This window comes from Streptomyces sp. NPDC003248, from assembly GCF_055563235.1.
Genome location: NZ_JBVHDT010000013.1, coordinates 103,063 through 121,965 on the forward strand (window position 1 = coordinate 103,063; position 18,903 = coordinate 121,965).

14 protein-coding genes are annotated in these 18,903 nt (G+C 72.2%); 7 read left to right on the plus strand and 7 right to left on the minus strand.

Annotation, left to right across the window (positions count from 1 at the left end; all coding sequences use genetic code 11):
* Genes ACZ3KJ_RS26870 through ACZ3KJ_RS26885 form a run of 4 tightly spaced genes read left to right on the plus strand, consistent with a single transcriptional unit; the run spans position 1 to position 4,783 of the window.
* Entirely contained in the window at positions 1–1,137 is a 1,137-nt protein-coding gene (locus ACZ3KJ_RS26870; protein ID WP_467530710.1) for an FAD-dependent monooxygenase, read from the plus strand.
* A 3-nt stretch (positions 1,138–1,140) separates the two neighbouring features.
* Positions 1,141–2,100: an alpha/beta hydrolase gene (locus ACZ3KJ_RS26875; RefSeq protein WP_467530711.1), complete on the plus strand. Its 960-nt coding sequence runs from the start codon at positions 1,141–1,143 to the stop codon at positions 2,098–2,100.
* Positions 2,097–3,053: an MBL fold metallo-hydrolase gene (locus ACZ3KJ_RS26880; protein ID WP_467530713.1), complete on the plus strand. Its 957-nt coding sequence runs from the start codon at positions 2,097–2,099 to the stop codon at positions 3,051–3,053. Before ACZ3KJ_RS26875 ends, ACZ3KJ_RS26880 begins: the two co-directional genes overlap by 4 nt.
* Complete coding sequence (locus ACZ3KJ_RS26885; RefSeq protein WP_467530715.1) at positions 3,050–4,783, plus strand: CocE/NonD family hydrolase; 1,734 nt, start codon at positions 3,050–3,052, stop codon at positions 4,781–4,783. The genes ACZ3KJ_RS26880 and ACZ3KJ_RS26885 overlap by 4 nt, the downstream gene beginning before the upstream one ends.
* A 317-nt stretch (positions 4,784–5,100) precedes the next feature.
* Here the strand turns inward: ACZ3KJ_RS26885 and ACZ3KJ_RS26890 are convergent, their stop codons facing one another.
* Together ACZ3KJ_RS26890 and ACZ3KJ_RS26895 are read right to left on the minus strand one after the other, a co-directional pair.
* Positions 5,101–5,406, minus strand: coding sequence for a hypothetical protein (locus ACZ3KJ_RS26890; RefSeq protein WP_467530716.1), 306 nt, complete (start codon positions 5,404–5,406; stop codon positions 5,101–5,103).
* A gap of 599 nt (positions 5,407–6,005) precedes the next feature.
* The gene (locus ACZ3KJ_RS26895) at positions 6,006–7,457 is read right to left on the minus strand and encodes an MFS transporter (RefSeq protein ID WP_467530717.1); all 1,452 of its coding nucleotides are present in this window, start codon (positions 7,455–7,457) and stop codon (positions 6,006–6,008) included.
* Positions 7,458–7,651: 194 nt separating this feature from the next.
* On the opposite strand from ACZ3KJ_RS26895, the gene ACZ3KJ_RS26900 reads away from it, so the two are divergent.
* Entirely contained in the window at positions 7,652–8,092 is a 441-nt protein-coding gene (locus tag ACZ3KJ_RS26900) for a MarR family winged helix-turn-helix transcriptional regulator (RefSeq protein ID WP_467530840.1), read from the plus strand.
* Positions 8,093–8,783: 691 nt separating this feature from the next.
* Here ACZ3KJ_RS26900 and ACZ3KJ_RS26905 read toward each other — a convergent pair.
* Positions 8,784–9,779, minus strand: coding sequence for a GlxA family transcriptional regulator (locus ACZ3KJ_RS26905; protein ID WP_467530718.1), 996 nt, complete (start codon positions 9,777–9,779; stop codon positions 8,784–8,786).
* A 203-nt stretch (positions 9,780–9,982) separates the two neighbouring features.
* Between ACZ3KJ_RS26905 and ACZ3KJ_RS26910 the strand changes: the two genes are divergently transcribed.
* Both ACZ3KJ_RS26910 and ACZ3KJ_RS26915 read left to right on the plus strand, forming a co-directional pair.
* Complete coding sequence (locus ACZ3KJ_RS26910; RefSeq protein WP_467530720.1) at positions 9,983–10,819, plus strand: alpha/beta hydrolase; 837 nt, start codon at positions 9,983–9,985, stop codon at positions 10,817–10,819.
* 1,128 nt (positions 10,820–11,947) lie between these two features.
* Complete coding sequence (locus tag ACZ3KJ_RS26915; RefSeq protein WP_467530722.1) at positions 11,948–12,466, plus strand: roadblock/LC7 domain-containing protein; 519 nt, start codon at positions 11,948–11,950, stop codon at positions 12,464–12,466.
* Between the two features lie 36 nt (positions 12,467–12,502).
* Here the strand turns inward: ACZ3KJ_RS26915 and ACZ3KJ_RS26920 are convergent, their stop codons facing one another.
* The 4 genes from ACZ3KJ_RS26920 to ACZ3KJ_RS26935 form a co-directional block, all read right to left on the minus strand.
* The gene (locus tag ACZ3KJ_RS26920; protein ID WP_467530723.1) at positions 12,503–13,108 is read right to left on the minus strand and encodes a hypothetical protein; all 606 of its coding nucleotides are present in this window, start codon (positions 13,106–13,108) and stop codon (positions 12,503–12,505) included.
* A 570-nt stretch (positions 13,109–13,678) separates the two neighbouring features.
* Positions 13,679–15,043: an FAD-dependent oxidoreductase gene (locus tag ACZ3KJ_RS26925; protein WP_467530724.1), complete on the minus strand. Its 1,365-nt coding sequence runs from the start codon at positions 15,041–15,043 to the stop codon at positions 13,679–13,681.
* A gap of 171 nt (positions 15,044–15,214) precedes the next feature.
* Positions 15,215–17,842, minus strand: a complete 2,628-nt coding sequence (locus ACZ3KJ_RS26930; protein ID WP_467530726.1) for a SpoIIE family protein phosphatase — start codon at positions 17,840–17,842, stop codon at positions 15,215–15,217.
* A gap of 410 nt (positions 17,843–18,252) precedes the next feature.
* Positions 18,253–18,888 (minus strand): TetR/AcrR family transcriptional regulator, encoded by a 636-nt coding sequence (locus tag ACZ3KJ_RS26935; protein WP_467530727.1) that lies wholly within the window; start codon positions 18,886–18,888, stop codon positions 18,253–18,255.
* Positions 18,889–18,903 lie beyond the last annotated feature (15 nt).

Sequence of the window (18,903 nt, forward strand, 5' to 3'; positions counted from 1 at the left end):
ATGACCATGGACATCACCCACCTGAAGATCGCCGTCGTCGGCGCGGGTTACGCGGGCGCTGCCGCCGCCAAGGCGCTCAGCAACCTCGGCGCGCAGGTCACCGTCTACGAACAGGCGAGCCAGATCCGCGAGGTCGGCGCCGGCATCGGCCTGCGCCCCTCCTCGATGCACCAGTTCAACACGCGCGGCAGCGGCGAGGCGATCAAGGCGGTCAGCTCCCCGAGCGACGCCTTCGAGATCCTCACCGCCGACTGCCGGCGCATCGCCCAGGAGGAGTGGCCGGAGAGGGACGCCTACGGCGAGACCACCCGGTTCATCCACCGCGGCGACTTCATCGACGCGCTCGTCGGCGTGCTGCCGGAGGGCATGGTCAAGCTGGGGCACAAGCTGGAGAAGATCGAGGACGGCGGAAGCACGGCCACTCTCCACTTCGCGGGCGGCGAGACCGCGACCGCCGACCTGGTCGTCGGCGCCGACGGCATCAAGTCGGTCGTACGCGAGCAGCTCTTCAGCGACCGGCAGCCGGTGTTCGCCGGCGAGCACGCCTACCGCGCCGTCATCGACGCGGCGGCCACGTACGACATGGTCGCCGACGGCAACCTGCGGATGTACATCGGTCACGGCACCAAGGTCTACCTGCTGCCGCTGCTCCACCGCGGTCAGGTCTCCTTCGACATCACCGCGCTCAACCCCGACAGCACCTGGGCGCCGACGGTGACCAAGGAGGACATCCTCCGGACGGTCGAGGGCTTCGACGAACGGATCGTCGAGATGACCCGTGACCTCGACATGGACACTGTCAACGTACGGGCCGTGTACGACATCGACCCGGTCGACGTCTGGCACTCCGACTCGGTGGTGATCATCGGTGACGCCGCGCACGCGATGTGCCACCACCAGGGCCAGGGCGCCAACTCGGCCATCCTCGACGCGGGCGCACTCGCCGACGCACTCGCCGGGGCCGACTCGGTGAAGGCCGCCCTCGCGAGCTTCCAGGCGGCCCGCAAACCGATCACCGACGAGCTCCAGCGGATCTCCCGCAACGGCTGGACCGACGACGAGGTCAACGACGTCTTCCCCGGCCAGAAGCCGGGCCAGATCGCCGCGACGACCACCGCCTCGGCGACGGAGGGCTGACCCGTGCCCCTGCACCCGGAGATAGCGAAGTTCGTCGCGACGCTGCCACCGCCGCCGGCGCGGCTCGACCCGGTCGCGATGCGCGCCCACGACGAGTCCCATGCGGCGGCGCCCGAGGACCGTCTGCCGCTGCACTCGGTGGAGGACCTGACCGCCGCCACACCGTACGGCGACGTACCGGTCCGTGTGTACACGCCCACCGAGGAGACGGCGTACGGGCTGCTGCTCTACTTCCACGGCGGCGCCTTCTTCCTCGGCAGCCTGGAGACGCACGACCACGTCGCGCGGTCGCTCGCGAAGGCCACCGGGTTCAAGGTCTTCTCCGTGGGCTACCGGTTGGCCCCGGAGCACGGCTTCCCGGCCGGCCTGGAAGACTGCTACGGCGTGGTGCGCTGGGCCGCCGAGAACGGTGAAGCTCTCGGCTGGGACGGCGAGAGGCTCGCGATCGCCGGTGACAGCTCGGGCGGCACGTTCGTGGCCGCGGTCGCCCAGGCGGCGCACGACGACGGCTTCGGCGCGATCACCCACCAGGTGCTCTACTACCCCTCCCTCGATCTCGACTTCGACGAGGACCGCTACCCGTCGCTGGTCGAGAACGCCGTCGGTTACGGCCTGGAGACGGCCGGTCTGAAGCCGTTCAACGCGTTCTACGTCGACAGCGGCGCCGATCCGGCCGACCCGCGGGTCTCGCCGGCCAAGCGGGACGACCTCTCCGGACTGCCCAGGGCGCTCGTCGTCACCGCCGAGTTCGACCCGTTGCGCGACGAGGGCGAGCTCTACGGCCGCCGGCTCGCGGAGGCCGGCGTCGAGGCGGTCGTCAGCCGTTACGACGGCGCTGGCCACGGCTTCGTCCAGCACTTCGGGTGGCTGCCCGAGTACCGGAAGGTCTTCGAGGAGACCGCCGCGTTCCTGAACGACGGGGCTCCGGACGCGGGGGGCCCGGACGGAGGCGGGAGCCGATGACTGTCGCCGTCCACCCGCTCTTCTCGCCCTGGGGCCGCTTCGGCCTCTACAGCTTCCTCGTCGACGCCCCCGAGCTCGCCGTCGTCGACACCGGTGTCACCGGCTCCCCCGCCGCGATGGCCGAGCAGCTGGCCGGACTCGGCCGCCGCGTCGAGGACGTGAGGTGGATCCTGCTGACCCACGGTCACATCGACCACGTCGGCGGCGCCCACGCCTTGTGGGAACTGACCGGCCGGCGGGCCCAGGTGGTCATCCACGAGGCGGACGCCCCGATGCTGCGCTCGCGCAGGGCCCATGTCGAGGAGTACCTCGCCGGCCGCGGCCGCTACCTGAACGACCCCGGGGGCGAGGCCGCGGTGACCGCCGCGACGGAGGCCGTCATCTCCGGCGAGATGGAACCCACGATGCTGCTCAGGGGCGGTGAGACCCTGTCCCTGGGCGGTGGCGTGACCGTCTCCGTCCACTCCGTCCCCGGGCACACACCCGGCTCGGTGGCCTATGTCGTCGACGGCCAGAACGACGTCTTCGTCGGGGACGCCGTCCAGATCCACGGCGCCGCCAACGGCTTCCCGGGGTACACGGATCCGGCCGCCTACCGTACGAGCATCGAGTACCTCCGCGACCGGGTGCGCCCGAACCGGCTCTTCCTCGGCCACCCGTACCGGCTGCGGGACCAGGAGTCCCCCGGCGTCGAACTCGACGGGGAGCAGGCCGCGTCCGTGCTCGCCGCAAGCCTCGACATCGAGTCGGGGGTCCGCGCGGCCGCCTGCGACTGCCTGGAGCCCGCGCTCACCGCCACCGACTCGCCGTACTCCCCCTTCGCCCCCGCCGCCGAGCGACTCGGCTACCGCGGCGACCCGACCCTTGAGCCGTCCCCGTTCTTCACGACGATGCACGGCTACCGCACACAGGCGACACAGGCCGCCCCGGCCACGCAGGAGAAGAACCGATGACCGACCACAACTGGCGAACGCTCGAGACGGGTTCGCAGAAGATCACGGTCCACAAGGACCTGCGCGTGCCGATGCGTGACGGTGTCACGCTCGCCGCCGACGCCTACCGGGGCACGGAGGACAAGCCGCGCCCCGCGCTCGTGGCGCTGAGCCCGTACGGCAAGGAGCTCCAGGCGCTCGCCCTCACCACCCCGCCGCAGCGCCGGCCGTCCCCGATGTGGGACGGGTGCATCGAGGCCGGCGACATCGCCCGCGTCGTCAAGGAGGGCTACGTCCACGTCATCGGCGACCTGCGCGGTTCGGGTGCCTCCGAGGGCGAGCACATCGGCAACTACAACGCCGGCGGGGTGTCACTCGGTCAGGACGCCTACGACGTCATCGAGTGGGTCGCCGCGCAGCCGTGGTGCGACGGCAACGTCGGCATGATCGGCATCTCCTACTTCGGCTCGATGCAGATCTTCGCCGCCGCCGAGCGGCCCCCGCACCTGAAGGCGGTCTTCGTCTCCGGCGGCCACTACGACTTCTACGAGACGACGTACCACGGCGGCGTCATGTGGTTCATGCCGCGCGCCGCTCGTGAGGGCCGTGGCGGAGACTCCGGCTGGGCGTTCACCGACCGGATCAAGTCGCGGATGCTCGAGACGTGTTCTCCCGAGGAGATCGAGGAGCGCGTCGCACGGCGGCTGGCGGACCCGGACATCGCGGCCTGGCCCAACCTCGTCCACCTCCTCAACTACCCCGAGAACCACGAGGCGTGGTTCGACATCGTGATGAACGAGCTCGACGGGGAGTGGTACGAGGAGCGCAACCCCGTCAACCTCGCGCGCGCCATCGACATCCCCGTCTACCTCCAGATCGATCAGGGACGCGGCTGGACCGTCGACGGGCACATCGAGCTGTTCCACGCCCTGAAGGGTCCCAAGCGGCTCGACATCGGCGCCTACCCGCCGATGCAGTCGCGCCCGTGGGTCGAGGAGCACGAGAAGATGTTCCGCTGGTACGAGTACTGGCTCAAGGGCGTCGACAACGGGATCATGGACGAACCCGCGGTCAACGTCTTCGTGGAGGGCTCGCGGCAGGTGATCGGCGCGGAGAACTGGCCGCCGAAGGAGATCGACCACCGCTCGCTCTACCTGCGCCCGCGCCGCAAGCTGTCGTTCTCGCCCGAGCTGATGGGTGCCGAGCACGCCGCCCCGGACGGCTTCTACCAGGCACCGCTCACGGTCACCGACAAGGTCGAGATCATCGACTGGAGCACTCCGCCCTTCGAGGAGCCGACGGAGATGATCGGCACCGGTGCGGCGCACCTCTTCGTCGAGATCGACCAGCCCGACACCAACCTCATCCTGCGGCTCTGGGACGAGGCGCCGGGCGGCGGGCGGCAGCTGATCACCACCGGCTTCCTCAAGGCCTCGCACCGCGAGCTCGACGAGCGCACCACGGAGGGCGACCCGTACCACCCGCACACGCGCGCCGTGCCGGTCGAGCCGGGCGTGATCGAGGAGTACGTCGTCCGGCTCTACCCGTTCGCCGCGACGTTCCTGCCGGGCCACAAGATGGTGCTGCAGCTCTCCAACGACGAGCCGCTGGCCGACGAGCACAACTCTCTGCTGCCGCCCGACGCCTTCCACCTCCCGGTGGGCCGCCCGGTCACGCACAAGGTCTACCGCGACGCGGCGCATCCCTCGCGTCTGGTACTGCCTTTCACGACCAGCCGGACGGAGGAGTGAGCCGGGGCGACCCGTGCGTGGCGGAGGGACGAAGCAGGCGTCGGCCGGGTGATGCCGCCGGCCTCGGCCTGCCCGGATCACCATCGGTGCGACGCAAGTTGCCGGCTCCGGGAGCCGGTCTTGTGGACCGCTGAGGGACGCACTGACCGGAAGGGGGGGACCGACTGATCGCTTCCTGCCCCTCGGTTCGCCCTCCGTCTTCGCGGCGGTGGCTGCCGCACGCGGTAGCCACCCCGCGTGTCACCTGTCCACCCGGACCCTGACCAGGCACCCCGTGGCGGTGGCCGCCGTGGTGGCCGTGGCCGTCGCCGCGGGCGTCACCGGTCCCCGCGCGACCGGATACCGGCTGACGGACGCGCCCTCATGCACCGCTTAGTCGGTCCGCGGGGTGGAGAGCGGCGGCAGGTCCGGATGGTCGCGCAGGTGCTGCCCCGGTACTCGGTGCGGTAGACACCGCGGCTCTGCAACTCCGGGACGAGCTTGTCGGTGACGGAGGACGGGAGCAGAAGCGGCACGATGTCGAAGCCGTCGACGGCCCGGGTGCGGACGTAGCGGGTCCACTCGTTGGCGACGGTCGACGGGGTGCCGACGAAGGACGGATGGCCCGGTGCCACTTCCAGCACCGACTGCCTTGTCGACAGGCCCCGTTCCGCCGCCTGCTCGCGCCGCTTCCGGATCAGGGCCTGTTTGCCGGTACGGTGCGCGATCGGGATCGTGCTCCGGAGCCGCGCACCCGGCGGGCCTTCTCCTGCCCGTCCGTCGGCGTGTCCTCGAGGACGACGCTCGCGCCCGGCAGGATCCGCAGGGAGTCCGGGGAGCGGCCGTGGCGGGCCAGCCGTTCGCGCAGTCGGCCGCATATGCCGCGTTCGTGCTCCAGCCAGCCTCCGTGCCGGAAGTCGGTGCCGGCGCCACCGCCAACGCAGTCCTGGACCCTTACAGGCCGAAGGCGTCGCCTGGATGAGGATGAGCAAGCCGATGCCGATCACGACGACGGGCAGCAGGAGCGGCCCCAGCGGCTGAGCGCCTTGGCGATGACGGGCCGGGTGGCGAAGTACCGGCCGGCTGCGATCCCGCATCGCCTCAGTGATGACGAACCGGACAGGCACCTCTGATCAACCGGCCAACCCATCGAAGGGACATGCTCTGGGCCGGGACGTGTCCGGGCGGCCAGGCCTCCCCATACCCGTCGGCACCCGGTGTGCGCCGGGTGCCGACGGTCGGTTCAGGCGCGGCTAGCCGCCTTCTCGGAGAGGGTCTTCCCGGCTTCGGCCTCGCTGGTGCCGGTGCGCAGGGCGGGGATCAGACTCGCGACGGCGGCCGACACGAGCGCGACGCCGCAGCCGATCAGCAGGCCTGTGCGGAAGCCGTCCTCGGAGGCGAGCGTGTAGCCGCCCATGGTGACGGTCATCTGCGCCAGGACGACACCGATGACCGCCGAACCGATCGTGGTTCCGAGCGAGCGCATCAGGGTGTTGAAGCCGTTGGCGGCGGCCGTCTCGGAGACCGGGACGGCGCTCATGATCAGGGCGGGCATGGCACCGTAGGCGAGGCCCACACCGCTGTTGATGACGATACCGACGATCATCAGGCCCCAGGCGGTCCCCATGAGCGGGAGAGCGAGCCCGTAGCCGGCTGCTATCACCAGTGCACCGAGCACGAGTGCGAACTTGGGGCCGCGGGCACTGATGAGCTTGCCGCCGAGCGGGGAGACGATCATCATCATTACGCCACCCGGTGCCATCCAGAGGCCCGCCGCCAGCATCGACTGGCCCAGGCCGTACCCGGTGGCCTCGGGAAACTGGAGCAGCTGCGGGGCGATCAGCATGAAGGCGTACATGCCGACGCCGATCAGGATCGAGGAGGCGTTGGTGAGCAGCACGCGCGGGCGGGCCGTGGTGCGCAGGTCCACCAGCGGGTCACGGGTGCGCAGCTGGTAGTAGCCCCAGATGAGGAGGGCGACCACCGCGAGGGCGAACAGGCTGAGTGTGATGCCCGAAGTCCACCCCCAGTCAGCGCCCTTGGAGATGGCGAGGAGCAGGGAGACCAGGCCGATGGCGAGGCCGACGGCGCCCGGGGCGTCGAAGCGCTGCCCCTTGGCTCCGGCCGGGACGTCCGGGACGACAAAGTAGATCAAGGTACCGATGATCAGGGCGAGGCCGGCTGCCCCCCAGAACAGCACGCGCCAGTTCGCGTACTGGGCGACAGCGGAGGCCAGCGGCAGGCCGACGGCGCCGCCGATGCCCATGGAAGCGCTGACCAGGGCGATGGAGCTGCTCAGCTTCTCCGCCGGCACGACATCGCGGAGCAGCGCGATGCCGAGGGGCACCATGCCCATGCCCATGCCCTGCAGACCGCGCCCGACGATCATCGGCACGACGGATGAGGCGAGCGCGCACACCACTGAGCCGATCACCAGCGGCACGGCGCAGATCAGCAGCATCCGCCGCTTGCCGATCAGGTCGCCGAGGCGTCCCGAGACCGGCACGCACACACCGGAGACAAGGAGGGTGACCGTGATCACCCATGCCGCGTTCGAGGCACTGGTGTGCAGAAGCTGCGGCATTTCCGCGATCAGCGGTGTGACCAGCGTCTGCATGATCGCGGCGATGGTGCCGGCCAGCGCGAGTGTGGCGACGACACCGCCCGAGCGGGCGGTCGGCGGGGGGCCATCCATGGTGGAGCTCCTCTACAACACTTTGTCCGATATCGGCGCAGCCTTGGGCGCCTCGTGCATCATACATACATTGTGTAGACGGCACATGTTGTGCTAGTTGCATATGATGCGGTGAGCTCCGAGGAGTCGCACCGGAGGAAAGAGGGCGCGTGGACAGGACGGGCAAGGCCACGGACCGGGTCGAGTTCGAGCAGATGCTGTTGAGCCGCTACATGCATCTGCACAAGGGCAAAGCGGGCCGCGACGACAGAGTCCTGGAGCGCAGCGCGTACATCCTGCTCAGCCGCATCCGCATGCAGGGCCCTATGTCGATCGGACAGCTCGGCGACGCGTTCGGGCTGGACGCCTCCACGCTCAATCGGCAGACCGCCGCCGCGATGCGCGCGGGTCTCGTCGAGCGGATTCCCGACCCCGACGGCGGCATGGCCCGCAAGTTCCGCATCACCGGCGAGGGCGAACGGCGTCTGGACGAGGAGCGTACGGGCATCGTCGCCAGCCTGGACCGCATCATGGTCGACTGGCCGGAACAGGACATCGCCGCCTTCGCCGACTACCTCCAGCGCTTCAACGCGAGCATCGAGCAGCTGCACGGCATGCCTTGGCCTCGCCCTGCCGTCGCGGACCGGACTGCCTGACACCCTTCCTGTGATAGATCACATGGAGCCGGAACCACGCGATGGTCGATACGTCGCCGCGGCGCCCCGTGGACCACTCGGCCGGCACCGAGCAACTCCAGCGAGGACGTCCACAAGTGGCTGTACGATGCCCGCCACCCCTTGGCTTTTCCCCGTCGAGCACGAGGGATGCCGCGTGCTCGCCCGTACCCGTCCGGCCTCCCGGATCGACCTGGCCGGGGCCTGGTGGCAGACGCCCGCCGAACTGCGCGGACCCGCGCGCAACTGGATTCCCAGGCCCAGCGCCCGCTCGCCTGGACCCCGTTGCTGGCCTCCGCGGACCGGATGACCCACGGCGCCCGGCTCATGCTGGCCGCCGCCCTGGACGAGGCCGCGGCCGCGCTCACCGACGCGCCGGCCCGGCCGGCCGGCTGGTCCGACCGGCAGGACCTCGCGCGGGTCGGCGCGAACACCGCCGGGTGGCGGGCTCTCCCTCGCCGGGCACGGCATCGAACTGGCCGCCTCGTTCCTGGACAACGAGGTGATCCGGGCCTGCCTCGCCGTCCCGCCGACGACCGCGGCGCCCCCGGCACCTACGAGCCGCTGCCAGACGCGGCATTCGCTGGCAGCGGCGTCCTGCACCTGGTGGCGGCCACCGAGGTGTGGCTACGGCAGCACTCCGCCAGGCGGGCTGCGCCGGGCGACGCCGGCGTCAGTGACCCGACCCAGGTGCCACTGGGCGGCTCGAGGAGGCGTAGGCGGTCCGGTAGCGCGAGGGCGGGATCCCGTACCGGCTCAGGAAGGCCAGCCGCAGGGTCTCGGCGGAGCCGAATCCGCACCGAGCGGCGATCCGCGGCAGGGGCAGCGAGGTCGTCGTGAGCAAGTGCGTGGCCGCGGTGACGCGGACCTGCCGGACGAAGCGGCCCGGTGGCTGCCCCACGTGGGTCAGGAACAGCCGGGTGAGGTGGCGGGCGCTGACTCCGGCGACGCCGGCCAGCGCGGCGGTGCCGAGGTCGCCGTCCGGGTGGGCGTGGATGTGGTCGACGACGCGCCGTACGACGTCGTGGTCGGGCGGGGGCGCGGCCGTGAACAGACTCATCTGCGCCTGATTGCCGGGGCGTTGGAGGTAGGTGACCAGGTGGCGGGAGACCTGCCGGGCGAGTTGGACGCCGTGGTCCTCCTCCACCAGGGCGAGCATCAGGTCCAGGCCGCTGGTGATGCCCGCCGACGTGGACACCTTGCCGGAGCGGATGTAGATGGGGTCGGGGTCGAAGGTGACCTGAGGATGCCGCTCGGCGATCTCGGCGGCGAAGGCCCAGTGGGTGGTCGCGCGCTCGCCGTCGAGGAGCCCCGCGGCAGCGAGGACGCTCGCGCCGGTGCACACCGAGGCCACCCGCCGGCTGACCTGGGCCAGCCGCTGCACATGGGCGACGACCAGCGGGTTGGCGGCGGCACGGGCATGGCCGAGACCGCCGGCGACGACGAGGGTGTCGAGGGGGCCGGTGAACCGCTCCAGTGCCTGGCCGCTGTGCAGGACCACGCCGGGGCCGCAGGTGATCGGACGCCGGCCCGGACTGAGGATGGTGACCTGGTACGGCGTGCGCGGTTCGGCGAGGAGGTTCGCCATGGCGAGGGTCGACGTCACGCAGGCGATGTCGAGCAGTTCGGCGTCGTCGTAGCCGACGACGGCGATCGAACGTGTTTCCACGCGGACGAAGCATAGGCGCAAAGGACCGGTGTCCCACAGTTCCGGACCTCTCTGACGGGATTCCGGCGCACCGCACCGCTCGAAGATCACTGTGTTGCCGATACGGGGACGCCGGAGCGCCGCGCTCCCGTCCGCGTCGTGATCGCATCACCCCACACCGGGCGTCGTCTTGCCGCGTGCCGCCCTCGAACAGGAGAACCGACATGACCTCGCAGACCGATCTGGAGCAGATCGAGGCGGCCAACGCGAGCGGCAGGCAGCCGGTCGTCTTCATCCACGGCCTCTGGCTGCTGCCCACCAGCTGGCAGCGGTGGGCCGACGTGTTCACCGCGGCCGGCTACGCGCCCGTCCTGCCCGGCTGGCCGGACGACCCGGACACCGTCGAGGAGGCCAACGCCCACCCCGAGGTGTTCGCCCGCAAGAGCGTCGGCCAGGTCGCCGACCACTTCTGCGAGCTGATAGGCAGGCTCGACCGCAGACCGGCCGTCGTCGGCCACTCCTTCGGCGGCCTGATCGCCCAGATCACCGCCGGACGGGGCCTGTCCACCGCCTCCGTCGCCATCGACCCGGCCCCCTTCCGCGGCGTGCTCCCGCTGCCGCTCTCCGCGCTGCGGGTGGCCGGCGCCGTACTCGGCAACCCGGCCAACTACCACCGCGCCGTCCCCCTCACCTACGAACAGTTCCGCTACGGCTTCGCCAACGCCGTCACCGAAAAAGAGGCCCACGAGCTGTACGCGGCCTTCGCGGTCCCGGCCTCCGGCGAACCCCTCTTCCAGGCCGCGGCCGCCAACCTCAACCCGTGGACCGAGGCGAAGGTCGACACCGGCAACCCGGACCGCGGCCCCCTGCTGATCATCTCCGGCGAGAAGGACCACACCGTGCCGTGGGCCATCGCCCACGCCGCCTACAAGCAGCAGAAGGACAACCCGGGAATCACCGAGATCGTCGAGATGGAGAACCGCGGCCACTCACTGACCATCGACAGCGGCTGGCGGGAGGTCTGCGACACCGCCCTCAGCTTCATTCAGCGCTTCCACTGAGCAACCGACCGGATCGCGGCCGACGCCCGCAGGGTGCCGGCCGCCGGGCTCGCTCCTGGTCATTTCCAGTAGCTCTGCCCGGGAGAACAGGCACATCGTCGGCACGAAGGAGACCACCACAGCGGCTCCCTGTGTTTCCGGCAGTACCGACCAGGGCCTCGACGCGAGGACGACACCGACCTGGCGACGGCCCATCACCACCGGAGGCTGCCCAGGATGGTGTCATGACCAGCTGCGGCCGCACACGATGGAGCAACTGGACAATCGTCGAGGCAGGCCGTGGATGCGAGTCGCAGCCAGCTGGCAGAACACGTGGGCCACTCCACCCGCGACCGCCTCCAGCGCCTGCTTCGGGAGTTCTCGGTAGACCCAACTGGTGGACATATCGAGCAGTGCAGCGACCTCAGTGGTGTCCATGAGGAGTGGCTCGGTCGGCCGATGATGTTCCTCCTGTGTCCTATGGGTGGATCGCGTTCGGCGGGGCAATTCCTGCTGCTCTTGATACAAGAGCGATCCTTGCGGGGTGGAGGCTGGTCGTGGCATTGGATGGTTTCCTGCTCCGGCTGTATGTGGGCGTAGTTGGCGGCTGCTCGGCGTGGCGAAGGGGGCAAGGTCAATAGTCTTGAGAAGCACCGGTTCGGCCAAGCGGCGATCTGGCGCTGTGTTGCCGGCCTGCCGGCGGTCGGTGCGGTGATGCGCCGGGTGGGTGGTGGGGCTTGCCGGCGGACCGTCGGTCACCCGGTGGGTGCTTTGACGACGGGAGGGGGGAGCCCGTGGCGACAGGTGCGAGACGGCTGAACCCCCGAGGCTCAACCTGATGGTGCGTCACCAAGGTCGGCAAGTGGTCAGCATGAGTCCTGGAAACTTGGCCAAGGTCACCCGAACATGCGACTGCGGCGAGGGGGTCAAAATGTGGCTTGACCTGCAATGATGCAGGTCAGGAACCTCTCCGTGACCCGTGCCTCCGCACCGCGAAATGTTCCAGAGGAAAATGCCAAAGCCCTCACCTCGGCCCGGCACTTTCCGTAGTCTCAGGATCACGCTTCCGGTGCGGCCGTGCGGGGACGAGCGGTCCGGCGCGCGCCGGAGTCCCCTTCCCCGCCCGGTGACGGCGAAAGGAGACCGGTCATGGCCGTCGAGGCCGAGGTCCTCAACGAACTGCACCGGCTACGGGCGCGCATGCCCCGGCTCACCGGGGCGCTCGCGGCCAGTGTCGACGGACTGGTCCTCGCCCAGGACATGCCCGGCGTCCAGCCGGAGGGCCTCGCGGCGCTCACCGCGGCCGCCCTCGGCGTCGGCTACCGCATGGTGGACCTCACGGACCGCGGGGAGTTCTGCGAACTGCTCGTGCGCGGCGCGGGCGGATACGTCGCCACCTACGCGGCCGGCCCCGCCGCCGTCCTCACCCTCCTCGCCGACGACCGGGCCAACGTCGGCAGGCTGCACCTGGAGGGACGGCGCAGCGGCGCCCGCATAGCCGAGCTGATGGCGGCGCACCGGGCGGCCCCGGACGACGCCTCCCGGCCTCACCGCCCCGGCCCGTCCTCCCCGGCCCCGCCCACACCCCAGGGGCGTCCCCTGGGTGCCCTGCCGGTGCGCATCCCCCGTCAGTTCCGCCCGCTCAGAGGCCCCGGGCACGACGTCTGACACGCGTCACGCCACGGCGTCGGCGGGCGCGGGCGCTCATCTCCCGCCGCCCTCCGCCTCCGTACGACCACGCCGCTGCGCGTGCCCGACGCGTCCCCGCCGGCGGCCCACGGGCCGTTCCGGTCCGGTGCCGCCCCCCGCGCCGCCCGCACCGGGCGCGCTGAAACCGCCGGGGACGAGACGCGGTGGTGCGACGGTGGGAGCGGTGGTGGTGGCGGGTGCGGTGGTGGGTGCGGTGGCGGGATCGGGGGGTGACGGGCGGGTGCCTTCCTCCTGCCGCTCCTGCGGTGGGTCCACCGCCCTGGAGGACGGCGCCGCGCGGCCCAGCACCCGGGTGTGCGGCATCAACGCGGCGCAGGCGGCGCACACTTCGCTGAGGGTCCACACCTGGCCGACGGCCGGGTCGTGGCGCAGCACCAGGACGACCGTGCCCGCGCAGGCGATCCGGATGCCCTCGTGGGCCGCGCACCGCTGGCGGCGGCACCAGCAGGCGGCGTCGGACCGTACCGAGGCCGCCCTGGCGTGAGCGGCGGCGTGGGCCTCGGCGAAGCGGCGCAGGGCGGCGAGGTCGCGCGAGCGCGGCGGCATCGTGCACGCCGAGGAGCAGGTGACCGATGCCGTACGGTCCCGGTGACCGACCACGCGGATCGTCCAGCAGCGCCCGGGACGACGGGATGATGACGGGGCGTCAGGGTACATGAGAGCCAAGACCACATGTCCTTCGGAGAGGCGGGACGGGTGGAAAGGGCACTCCGGGCTGATTCCGGCACTGCGCACCGGAAGTGACCTCGTTCACAGCATGCCCGTGGCCCCGCGGACCATTCGCGCCGTGCTCCCTCTGGCCGACAGACCGCCGTCACCGGGGACAACAGCGCGTGAACGACGTCCGTACGCTCCCGGCGCGCACGCTCTCCGCACGTCGGTACCCGGCACTGCCGCAGCCGGACCGAGCGCTCCGCGCACCCCTCGGCGCAGGGGCGCAGGGGCGCAGGGGCGCAGAGGCGCAGGGGCGCAGGGGCGCCGGGGCACGGGGGTACGGGGTACGCGGCACGGGGGCGCAGGGCCGCACAGGATCTCCCCGCCGTACCGTCCCGCGGGACGGCGCCGGAGAGGTGCGGCTGCCGCTCCCGGAAGGGCGCAGGCGCCGGCCCGCCCGGAAAGGCCGAGGGCCCGGAGGCGTGTCACCGCCTCCGGGCCCTCCTGCCGTCGTGCTTACGCGCCGCTCTCGCGGAGCATGTCCTCACGCTCGACGATCTTCACGCGCTCGCGGCCCTGCGGCTCGCCCAGCGCCTTCTCCGCGGCGTCCAGCTTGTACCAGCCCTCCCAGGTGGTGAAGCGGACCTGGCGCTCGGCGAGGAACGCGTCCACGGCCTGCGGGTCGGGCGAGGACGGCGTGTGCAGACGGCCGTTCGCGTAGTCGTCCAGCAGGTTCGACACCGTCTCGTTGGCGTCGCCCTTGGTGTGGCCGATCAGGCCGACCGGACCGCGCCGGATCCAGCCCGTGACGTACGTCGACTGGAGGTGGCCGCCGCTCTCCTCGATGACGCGGCCGCCGTCGTCCGGGACGGTGCCCGAGTCGATGTCCCAGGGCAGCTTGGGCAGCTTCTCGGACAGGTAGCCGACCGCGCGGTAGACCGCGGTGACGTCCCAGTCCTTGAACTCGCCGGTGCCCTTGACGTTGCCGGTGCCGTCGAGGGCGGTGCGCTCGGTGCGCAGGCCGACGACCTTGCCGTCCTCGCCGAGGATCTCCGAGGGCGACTCGAAGAAGTGCAGGAACAGTTTGTGCGGGCGGTCGCCGACGTCGCGGATCGCCCAGTTCTCCAGCGTCTTGGCGACCATGTCGGCCTGCTTGTTGCCGCGCCGGGTCTGGATGGAGCCGTCGTCGTAGTCGATGTCCTCGGGGTCGACGATGACCTCGATGTTGGGGGAGTGGTCCAGCTCCCGCAGCTCCATCGGGGAGAACTTCGCCTGCGCCGGGCCACGGCGGCCGAAGACGTGGATCTCCAGCGCCTTGTTGGCCTTCAGGCCCTCGTAGACGTTCGGCGGGATCTCCGTCGGGAGCAGCTCGTCCGCGGTCTTGGCGAGGACGCGGGCCACGTCCAGGGCGACGTTGCCGACGCCGAGGACGGCGACCTTCTCCGCCTCCAGCGGCCAGGTGCGCGGCACGTCCGGGTGGCCGTCGTACCAGGACACGAAGTCGGCGGCGCCGTAGGAGCCGTCCAGCTCGATGCCCGGGATCGACAGCTCGCGGTCGGCCATCGCGCCGGTCGAGAAGACGACGGCGTCGTAGAAGGCGCGCAGGTCGTCCAGGTTGAGGTCGGTCGGGTAGTCGACGTTGCCGAACAGGCGGATCTGCGGCTTGTCGAGGACCTGGTGCAGGGCGGTGATGATGCCCTTGATCCGGGGGTGGTCGGGCGCCACGCCGTAACGGATCAGGCCGAACGGGGCCGGCATGCGCTCGAAGAGGTCGATGGACACACCGGGGTCGGTGGCCACATCGGACTTGAGCAGCGCGTCGGCGGCGTAGATCCCGGCGGGGCCGGCTCCGACAATGGCTACCCGCAGGGGGCGGGGCATGATGGGGGTTCCCTTCGAGCGGCGACAGATCGACTCGACGGGAAGCCTAAACTAAGGCAAACCTTACTCGGTACGGGGGTCCAGTCTATGAGCTCATAAGCGTGATTTATGAGCGGACGGGCTCGCCGTGCGGCGGCTGATCGGGCCGCCCTCCCGGCCACTGCCGACCGTTCACGTCGGGAGCGGGCGGGCGAGCAGCAGGGCGATGTCGTCGGGCCGGTCCACGGCCTGCCGGGCCGTCGAGGTCAGCAGGCCGGCGACGTCCGCCAGGGGCCGCTCGGCCGGAGCGCCCACCGCGGCCAGGGCGGTGCGCAGCGCGGTGATGCCCTCGTCGATGTCGTGGCCGGGCCGTTCGACCAGCCCGTCCGTGTACAGCGCGAGGATCGAGCCCGGCTCCAGACGCACCTCCGCGACCGGGTAGCGGGCGCGGGCGTCGACGCCGAGCACGACCCCTCCCGGCAGGTCCACCTCCTCGGTACGCCCGTCGGGGCGACGCAGCAGCGGCGGCAGGTGCCCGGCGTCGACCACCCGCGCTACGCCGGTCGCCGGATCGAGACGGACGTAGCAGCAGCTGGCGAACAGACCGGTGTCGAGGTCGATGAGCAGGTGGTTCGTACCGGCCATGACCTCCCCCGGGGGCCGGTCGCCGAGCGCGAACGCCCGCACCGCGCTGCGCAGCTGCCCCATGGTCGCCGCGGCCTGCACACCGTGCCCCTGGACGTCTCCGATGACCAGGGCCAGGCCGTCCCCGGCCTCCACGACGTCGTACCAGTCGCCGCCCACCTCCATGCCCTCGGTGCCGGGCAGGTAGTGGCCGGCGGTCTCCACGCGCGCGTGCCGCGACAGCCGCCGGGGCAGGAGTGCCCGCTGGAGGCCGCGGGCGAGGGCGGCCTCGGTGTCGTAGCGCTGGGCCTTCTCCATCGCGTGGGCGATCAGGCCGGCCAGCGCGGTCAGTGCCGTGCGCTCCTCGGAGCTGAAACGGCGCGAGCGGTCGAAGCCGAGGATGCACGAGCCGACCGGGCGGCCGGAGGCGATCAGGGGCAGGAAGGCGCGGGCGCCCTCGGCCGCGTCGAGCGCGAGATCCGGGTAGGCGGCCGCGAGCTGCTGCATCGAGTCGAAGAAGAGCGGACGGCCGGTGGTGAGCGTCTCCACGCCGGGCATCCGCTCGTCCAGGCCGACGCCCTCGAACGGTGCCAGGAAGCCCTCGGGGAAGCCGGTCTCCCAGGCCAGGTACAGATGCCGGTCCTGGAGCAGGTAGATGGCCAGCAGGCGGCCGCCGAACGCGGGCAGCAGCTCCTGCACGACCACCGCCGACACCTGCCGGGCGGTCACCGCCTCCGTCAGCGCGATGGCCAGGACGATCGGGCGGTACAGCGGGGTGGTGGAGGCGGGGTCGTCCGGGGCGGGGGCCCCGGCCGGAGCGTCGGGCGCCGTGAAGGCCGCCGGGTCACCCGCCGGGTCACCCGCCGGGTCGGCCGCGGGGTCGGCCGTCAGGACCTCCGCCGGGTCGCCCGCCGGGTCGGCCGTCAGGACTTCCGCCGGGTCGCCCGCCGGGGCGTTCTCCGCGTCGGGCCGGGGCCGGCCCTGGGTGTGGGGCACACGGTGGGCGGGCACGGCGGTGCAGGTGAGGAGGTCCGGGCCGGGGTGGACGGCCAGGCTCAGCCAGTCGCCCTCGTAGGCGCGCGGGACGGAGCCCGGGCCGCCGGCGCCGGGCCCGGGACGGCGGACGTGGAAGTGCACGGGCTCCGGAGACAGCAGGGCGCCGCGCAGATGGTCCTCGTAGTCGGGCCGGTCCAGCCAGGGCAGCGACTCCCACAGCGGCCGGCCGAGCAGCCGCGAGCGCTCCACGCCCAGCAGGTGGGCCGCGCGGGGATTGACGTAGACGACCGTCCCGAGCCGGTCCAGGCAGAACACGCCCTGCGGCAGCAGGTCGGCGGCTCCGTCCGCGAGGGCGCCGGGCCCCTGGTCGAGGAGGACGCCGGTGACCGGGGCCGACGCGGCCGTGCCGGGCGCCCACAGCTCCAGCAGGCGCAGTCCCCCGTCCGCGGTGCGGATCCGGACCGGCCGGGGCGGCGGCCTCCCCTGGGCGGTCTCGCGCAGCAGGGCGGGGAGCCGGCGGGCGTCCGTGACGTCGACGGCCCGGGCCAGCGCTTTCAGCGTGCGCGGTCGTTCCCCGGGGGAGAGCCCGAGCAGGGCCCGGGCGCGGTCGTCGGCGGTGACGGCGCCGGTCGCCGGGTCCCACGCCAGATGTCCGACCCGCCCGGGCGGCGGCCCCGCGGGCGGGGGGCGGACGCACAGCGGGTCGGCGTCCCAGGTGACGCCCCCGCCCGCCGTCTCGTGCCGCAGCAGCGCGGCCGCGAGGCCGCCCGCCACCCGCGTCAGCCGCTCGCGCGGCGCCTGCGTCTCCCAGACGTCGGCCGTCGCGGCCCCGAGCACGGTCAGCACCCCGAAGGCCCGCCCGTCGGCCACGACGGGCACGTTGAACGAGCTGAACTGGAAGGGCAGTCCGGCTGCGAGCTGCGGATAGCGGCGCATGGTCTCGGCGGCGTTCGCCAGCACCACCGGAACGCCCAGACGGTGTGCGTCGGCCACCGGGAACGGCCGGTCCACGTGCACCCTCCACCAGGGCCGGAACAGCGGCCCCGGCAGTCCCGCGAGCACCGCGAGCCGCAACAGTCCGGGCGTACGGGAGCGGAGGTACACGCCCCCGGAACGGCCACCCACGGCACGCACGGCGTCCGCCGTGGCCCCGGCCAGCGTCCCGGCCACCTCCCGCTCGTCCTCGGCGCTCCCAGTCATCGGCCCCACCTCGTCCGTACGCCGCCCGACGGGCGACACAGCAAGAATGCGCCACACCGGCTGCCGTCTGCATCCGCGCGGCGTCGCGAGGCGGTGCCCGGCGGCAGCCGACGGCGCCTGATGCGATACGGCGCAGCCGGCGCGTCCGAGACACCCGGCGGTGAAGCCAGCGCGAGTGGGGCCGAAACCGGGGCCGAAGCCGAAGCCGAAGCCGAAGCCGAAGCCGAAACCGGAGCCGGAGCCGGGTTCGGATCCGGGGCCGAGCCGCCCGGGACACGCCCCGGGGCGCCGCGCGGGGCCCCGCCGGGCGAAGGAGTGCCCCGCCGGGCGAAGGAGTGCCCCGCCGGGCGAAGAAGGGCCCCGCCGGGCGAATAAGGGCGACGCCGAGCCCGACTTCGGGCGGAGCCGTTCTACGCCGGGCCCGCCGCCCCCGCCCCCGTCCCCGCCCCCCGCATCGCCCGCGCGTGGGCGAGGAACGCCGACAGTCCCACCTCGAAGGCCCGGTCCGCGCGGCCCTCGCCCACCGCGGCCAGCGCGCGGGCCAGCCGCGGTGTCGGGGTGCGTTCCGTCAGCTCCCACATCGTCTCGGGGGCGGCGAGGTCGAGCGCGGAGCCCAGGACCAGGTTCTCCAAGGCGATGACCACCGGCATCACCTCGGCGGTGCCGAATCCCGCGTCCAGCAGCAGGGTCACCGCCCGCTCGTACTGCTCCAGCACCCGGGGCGCCCGGACGGGCGACGTCATCAGCAGCGGGATGGTCCGCGGGTGCGCGGCGAACGCGGCGCGGTAGGAGCGCGCCCAGGCCTCCAGCGCGGCGTCCCACGGGGTCAGGTCCAGCGTCCCGGGGTCGATCGCGGACGCCACCTTCTCCCGCAGCAGCTCCACGATGCCGTCCCGGCCGTCGACGTGGTGGTACACCGAGCCGGTCTGCGCCCCGAGCCGCCGCGCGATCTGCGGGACGCTGAAGTCGCCCTGCTCGTCGACCAGTTGCAGCGCGGTGGCGGTGATGCGCTCGCGATCGAGGAGCGGTGTGCGCGGCCGTCCCATGGTCGGTGGTCCCCC

Excerpts from the sequence above, each read along its gene's own strand:
- ACZ3KJ_RS26885 (WP_467530715.1), top strand. The coding sequence starts at position 3,050 with ATGACCGACCACAACTGGCGAACGCTCGAGACGGGTTCGCAGAAGATC.
- ACZ3KJ_RS26935 (WP_467530727.1), bottom strand. The coding sequence starts at position 18,888 with ATGGGACGGCCGCGCACACCGCTCCTCGATCGCGAGCGCATCACCGCC.
- ACZ3KJ_RS26930 (WP_467530726.1), bottom strand. The coding sequence starts at position 17,842 with ATGACTGGGAGCGCCGAGGACGAGCGGGAGGTGGCCGGGACGCTGGCC.
- ACZ3KJ_RS26915 (WP_467530722.1), top strand. The coding sequence starts at position 11,948 with ATGGCCGTCGAGGCCGAGGTCCTCAACGAACTGCACCGGCTACGGGCG.
- ACZ3KJ_RS26900 (WP_467530840.1), top strand. The coding sequence starts at position 7,652 with ATGCTGTTGAGCCGCTACATGCATCTGCACAAGGGCAAAGCGGGCCGC.
- ACZ3KJ_RS26925 (WP_467530724.1), bottom strand. The coding sequence starts at position 15,043 with ATGCCCCGCCCCCTGCGGGTAGCCATTGTCGGAGCCGGCCCCGCCGGG.
- ACZ3KJ_RS26910 (WP_467530720.1), top strand. The coding sequence starts at position 9,983 with ATGACCTCGCAGACCGATCTGGAGCAGATCGAGGCGGCCAACGCGAGC.
- ACZ3KJ_RS26880 (WP_467530713.1), top strand. The coding sequence starts at position 2,097 with ATGACTGTCGCCGTCCACCCGCTCTTCTCGCCCTGGGGCCGCTTCGGC.
- ACZ3KJ_RS26895 (WP_467530717.1), bottom strand. The coding sequence starts at position 7,457 with ATGGATGGCCCCCCGCCGACCGCCCGCTCGGGCGGTGTCGTCGCCACA.
- ACZ3KJ_RS26870 (WP_467530710.1), top strand. The coding sequence starts at position 1 with ATGACCATGGACATCACCCACCTGAAGATCGCCGTCGTCGGCGCGGGT.